Here is a 5,800-nt window from a genome sequence, read left to right as displayed (position 1 = left end):
TCATTATAGGTAGCTAGGAAAAGGCGAATCCCTACTCTCACAAGGAATCCGTCCTTTTCTTTTTCTATGACTCTATTCATTTTTTTATACATTCCTATCCTGGCTCGGTTTTAGGGTTCTCGTTTGTTACTGGATTAGCCAAAAAACTGTATAAAATTTTGCATACTCTTAGCGTGGTTTTTTTCCAAAATGCTGGTGGTACCCCATCACAATCAAGCTAAGAAAAGCAAATACCCATACCCATCAAGTTAAGAAATACATTCTTCCCCAAAACGAAAAAATGAACTAAATTCTTATAAATAACTGTAGAGATATAAAATTTTCGTTTTGGGGATATTTCAAAACCTTAGCTTGATGGGTATGTGGCGGTACCACATTTACTATCATAACAATAAAGAACCGTTTAATTTAAAAATTGTTTTAGATTATAGAAAAAAGTATTAGACTATTAAAAAATAGTTGTGGGAATTAGAATAATTATATGTAATTGTGGACTGAAAAGGTGTTTTCTGTACATGAAAACACCTTTTATTAACATAAAATAAAGTATCACAAAATCTTTAAAAGTCCCTTTAGAAGAAGAGCTGAAGGGACTTTCTATTCACATTAGTTTTTACTTGGATTGGAAGCGAAGATTATTTGTTCTAATACCTGTGCCACACCTTCTTCATCATTACTTCCAGTGACAAAAAATGCAATTTCTTTTAACTCAGGAATAGCATTACCCATAGCTACTGGTAATCCAGACTCTATAAACAAGTTAAAATCATTCCAGTCGTCCCCAAAAGGCATAACATGATCCATAGGTATTCTCTTGGCTGTGCAGATGTCAATAATAGCACGCTCTTTCGATGCATCTTTCTTCATAATTTGAATCAAGCTTCCCGAGTCAGTACGTATGATATTAACTTTATCTTCAAAGAGTTCCTGTAAAGCTTTATAGTCATAACATTGAGAAATTAGTATTTTGGAAGCTTGTATCTTCCTTAGTTCATCAATGGTTACTACTGTAGGATTTGTTGTAACTTTCATAGTCTGTCTATAGTCTAAAGTTTGGCTGCTATACCAAAAATCCTCAGACTCTATAGAAATATAAGCCTCTGGTTGATTTGTATGCATATAATCTAGAATTTCTTCCGTAAACGTCTGTTCAATTGGGTAATGCTTTCTTCCTAACAGATTATCTACGGACAAAGCACCGTTATAATAAACAACAGATGCTATTTCCTGAAGCTCTCTGGATAAAAAGGTGTTAACAGACCTCGGAGGTCTTGCTGTTGCAAAAATAACAGCAAGACCTTTTTCATGAGCTGCCAAAATGGCTCTTTTACTTCTTTCAGACACTTCTTTTTGTGAATTTAATAAAGTTCCATCGAGATCTAAGACAATCACTTTAACATCATGTATGAGTTTCATGTACATTTTCCCCTTTTTTAAATATACCGATACTCTCTTTAATGTTCTATATTGAACTATGAAATCCTTTATACCATATACAGGTGAGGTTGCCATAACGTCCTATTATACGCAGTAAACAAAGAGATAAGTTTTTGTTGTAATAAGTGAGTTTTTTAGAATTGTTCTTATGTCTCTTATAAGAGTCCTATATTAACCATATAGTCTAATACTTTATTTTAATAAAAAGCTTTTTCGCGAAATGAAACTTATTCATCAGTCTAAAACATTTTTAAAATGAATAATTATATGTGAGATTTCTTGTTCGATGTAATAATTACATCCATACAATTCATGAATCTAAAAGGCTATGTAAGCTGATTTTTGTTGTGGGAAAAATTAAAGGATGTAGTAGAAAAAGAGGTCATATGTAGTACAAAGAAGGATAGATAAAGCATAAATATTTCTCCTTTATCTATCCTTCTTTAAGTTAAAAATGAAGGATGCGAACCTTAACAGTTATAGAGATTGCTTCGTATTTACTAAAGTGGAACTTTTGTCCTTAACCTGCTTTAACGTCGCTACTATAAGAAAGCTAACAATCACTAATAAAAGCCAGGAACTCACCTTTCCGAGATGAACGAGATGCCATGTATCGGTTTGATTAGGATACTTCCAAGCGCCAAAGAACGTTGCAATATTTTCCGCTATCCATATAAAAAATCCGATGAGCACGAAAGAAAGTGCGAGCGGCATACGGTAACGAGTTCCGTCAACTTCGTATGAGACCCATGAACGCCAAAAGACGATAATGACAAGTGCAGATAACCACCAACGAACGTCAATCCAGTAATGGTGGATGAAAAAATTTAAATAAATTGCAGTTGCAAGAGGGACAACTACTAAAAAAGGTGGCCACTTAACGAGTTCAACTTTCAACCTCCTCCACGCCTGGCAAAGATAACTCGCTACACTCGCATACATGAATCCGCTATATAAAGGCACTCCAAAAATTTTGAAATATCCTTCCTCCGGATAAGACCAAGAGCCCATATGTACTTTAAAAAGTTCAAGAGCAAGTCCAATAATATGGAACAACGTGATAACTTTTAGCTCATCACGTGTTTCAAGCCCAGAATGCACCATCCACCACTGCATCAGAAGACAGATGATGAGCAGCCAGTCATACCGCGTGAGGAAGGGAAGTGACATGATTTGTGTTAAAGCCAAAGAGGCAAAAATAACGACAGGAAACAAACACGATAGGGCCTGTTCAAAGCCAAAACGAACGAGTTGTTTTAGTGCTCTCATGATTTACGCCTCACTTTATGAATCTTGATTGTCTTCGTCATTTCTGTATTCTAAAATGTCTCCAGGTTGGCATTCCAATGCTTTGCAAATTGCCTCTAAAGTGGAAAAACGAATTGCTTTCGCCTTTCCATTTTTCAATATAGAAAGATTAGCCATCGTTATTCCAACCCTCTCTGAAAGTTCTGTTACGCTTATTTTTCTTTTAGCTAACATTACATCAATATTGATTATTATTGCCATGTTCATCACCTCAGACCGTTAAGTCATTTTCTGATTTTATATCAATCGCTTCTTTTAACAGCTTTTGAAGAACAGCAGCGAACACTGCAATTACCATTGAAGCAAAAATAACGACTAAGCCGATTACTATGATACCTGGAGCGTCGTCTATCTCTGCCATGAAATAAAAGAATGGCATGCTTACCACATATAAGATACTAATTGTGATTGCACAGTATTTTATATTTTTTAAAGCTCTTACAGATAATTCCGAGAAAGCTTTGTTCTTGTCAATGTAGCTTAGAAGTCGGAACGCTTGATATAATGCAACGAAAAAGGGTATTACTGATATATACATAATGATTAAAATGGGATGTAGTATATGGGCATAATTTGGATTTACTGGATTATTAGCTAACCAAGGTAAGCCAAATATACATAAAGCAAGAATCGGAATTCCAATAAGCATAACAGCGATCTTTAAAAAGAGCGTTGATACTTGTTTCATAAAAAGCACCTCACTTATTTATTCTAAAGTTGAATTTAACATACTGTTTATTGTTTTACAATAAATTTTTATTTATTATAATGATATTTTTGTTGTTAATTAAATGTTAGCTGTAGACAAAGATAAAGATAAAAAGTATTTCTCATTATATGAATGGATTAAGCTGTGACGCTATTGTGAAGAGGAAAGAAATGCGGTTACGTAAAGTACAACACCTTGCTCATGATATTATGGATGAAGTGCATGGGGAAAAGAAAGGGATGTTGAAACTTTATAAAAGGTAATTGACCAACTTTCAGGAGCAATTGGTGATTTAGCGGATACTTCAGGGACTTATTCATTAGATTATTTGGAGAAAAAAGTAAATCGTGCACATTCTTTATTGTTTTAAAATGGGGTACCGCCCCATCGCTATCAACTTAAGAGATTTTAATACCCTTAAGTACCAAAAAAACGTCATCCTTTCTAATCTAGCCTATTTAGAAAGGATAACGTTTTTTTTTAATAAAGTTTAACCGTGTGAAAAATGACTAACCTGAGCATTAAGCTTACGAAATGAATAACCCAATAACCTGCTTCCTTTATTTTTTGATGGAAGGTTATTTGGTTTTATATTGGTATGAGTGAATTAAGGATTTCTTAAGAACCTATTAAGAAATAAGTGAGTTTTAGGAACTAGAATAAATTTATCTTAACAGTAATAAGAGAATTAATGGTTTAAACGGAAGTCCTTAGAGCATATCAAAAAACTAATAAGTAAGTATTTCAGGAGGTTTTTATGAAAAAGAAAATGATTATTGCACTTGGTGCTTCTGCTATAATACTGACTAATTTTGTAGGAAATACTTATGCAGATTCGAAAACAGAAGTTTCTGTTACAGCTCCCTACAATACAAGTCAAATAGCGGAATGGTTAGAAGCGCATGCAAAGCCTTTAAAAACAACTAATCCAACTGCATCTCTTGATGATTTAAAACCACTTAAGAATATGGTAGGATCAGCTTCAATTGTAGGTTTAGGTGAAGCTACGCACGGGGCTCATGAAGTTTTTACAATGAAACACCGCATTGTAAATTATTTAGTATCTGAAAAGGACTTTATCAACTTAGTTTTAGAAGAGGGATGGGACAGAGCTTTGGAACTTGATCGATATGTTCTTACCGGTAAGGGAAACCCAAGCCAACATCTATCACATACATTTAACACGAAAGAAATATTAAATCTACTTAACTGGATTCGGCAATATAATGCTAATCCAAAACATAAATCTAAAGTGCGAGTAATTGGGATGGATATTCAATCAGTAAACGAAAATGTTTATAAAAATATAATAGAATATATAAAAATAAATAATTCAGATCTTGTGCCTAGAGTAGAAGAGAAGATAAAAGGTCTTATTCCTGTAACAAAGGATATGAATACCTTTGAAAGCCTTACGAAAGAAGAAAAAGAAAAGTATAATTCAGATGCTAAACAAATCAGTGCTTTATTAGAACAAAATAAAAGTTATCTAAATGGAAAATCCAAAGAATTCGCATGGATAAAACAAAATGCCCGTATTATTGAACAGTTTACTACAATGTTAGCATCACCTCCTGATAAACCATCGGACCTTTTTTTGAAACATGATATTGCAATGTATGAAAATGCGAAATGGACTGAGGAACATTTAGGAAAAACTATTGTATGGGGACATAATGGACACGTTTCGAAAACAAATATGATTCCTTTTATATACCCTAAAGTAGCTGGGCAGCATTTGGCAGAATATTATGGGAAACGGTATGTATCTATTGGAACATCAGTTTACGAAGGACGATATAATGTATATAATAGTGACCGTGAATTTGGCCTATATGGAACATTAAAATCAGATGATCCAAACAGTTATAACTACATCTTTGGACAAGTCAAAAAAGATCAATTTTTTATTGATTTACGTAAGGCGAACGGAGTGACAAAAACTTGGTTAAACGAACAACATCCAATTTTCGCTGGAATAACTACCGAAGGCCCTGATATACCAAAAACTGTTGATATATCATTAGGTAAATCGTTTGATATACTTGTTCAAATTCAAAAAGTGAGTCCATCTCAACTACATCAATAAATTTGTAATAATGTGGCTCAACGAAGTGTAGTATTGATGGTAGTGTTAAGTGTCAATAGAGTTGTTTAAAAATGTCAGTTATGTTATTCCATTAAAGGGTCATTAGATGGAGTAAGTGTTTTCAAATTAAAGGGGATATGGGGTAGAACCACACATCCATCAACTTAAGATTCATTTTTATATAAAAGTTAAGGTTTTCTAAGTGGTTTTTCATTCCCTTTTACAGATATTTTAAAAATACGCATACCAAATAAACT

The 5,800-nt window shown here is 33.4% G+C and carries 5 protein-coding genes and 1 pseudogene; 2 read left to right on the top strand and 4 right to left on the bottom strand.

Features of this window, described 5'->3' with window-relative positions:
• Positions 1-606 precede the first annotated feature (606 nt).
• From HRG09_RS27330 to HRG09_RS27315, 4 genes are all read right to left on the bottom strand, one after another.
• Positions 607-1,416 carry a Cof-type HAD-IIB family hydrolase gene (locus HRG09_RS27330; protein WP_174103953.1) on the bottom strand — a complete coding sequence of 270 codons (810 nt, stop codon included), beginning with the start codon at positions 1,414-1,416 and terminating at the stop codon, positions 607-609.
• A gap of 498 nt (positions 1,417-1,914) precedes the next feature.
• Complete coding sequence (locus HRG09_RS27325; protein ID WP_174103952.1) at positions 1,915-2,706, bottom strand: DUF817 domain-containing protein; 792 nt, start codon at positions 2,704-2,706, stop codon at positions 1,915-1,917.
• Positions 2,707-2,721: 15 nt separating this feature from the next.
• The gene (locus HRG09_RS27320) at positions 2,722-2,946 is read right to left on the bottom strand and encodes a helix-turn-helix domain-containing protein (protein WP_174103951.1); all 225 of its coding nucleotides are present in this window, start codon (positions 2,944-2,946) and stop codon (positions 2,722-2,724) included.
• 10 nt (positions 2,947-2,956) lie between these two features.
• Positions 2,957-3,433 carry a DUF2975 domain-containing protein gene (locus HRG09_RS27315; RefSeq protein ID WP_174103950.1) on the bottom strand — a complete coding sequence of 159 codons (477 nt, stop codon included), beginning with the start codon at positions 3,431-3,433 and terminating at the stop codon, positions 2,957-2,959.
• A 176-nt stretch (positions 3,434-3,609) separates the two neighbouring features.
• Here HRG09_RS27315 and HRG09_RS27310 point away from each other — a divergent pair.
• Positions 3,610-3,824 (top strand): annotated as a pseudogene (locus tag HRG09_RS27310) (hypothetical protein).
• A 387-nt stretch (positions 3,825-4,211) separates the two neighbouring features.
• Entirely contained in the window at positions 4,212-5,543 is a 1,332-nt protein-coding gene (locus tag HRG09_RS27305; protein WP_174103949.1) for an erythromycin esterase family protein, read from the top strand.
• Positions 5,544-5,800: the final 257 nt, after the last annotated feature.

Origin of the sequence: Bacillus sp. Xin1 (assembly GCF_013314535.1) — a bacterium.
Taxonomy (GTDB): Bacteria; Bacillota; Bacilli; order Bacillales; family Bacillaceae_G; genus Bacillus_A.
Note: the sequence above shows the minus strand (reverse complement) of the source record. Positions and strands in the feature narration are given on the sequence as shown.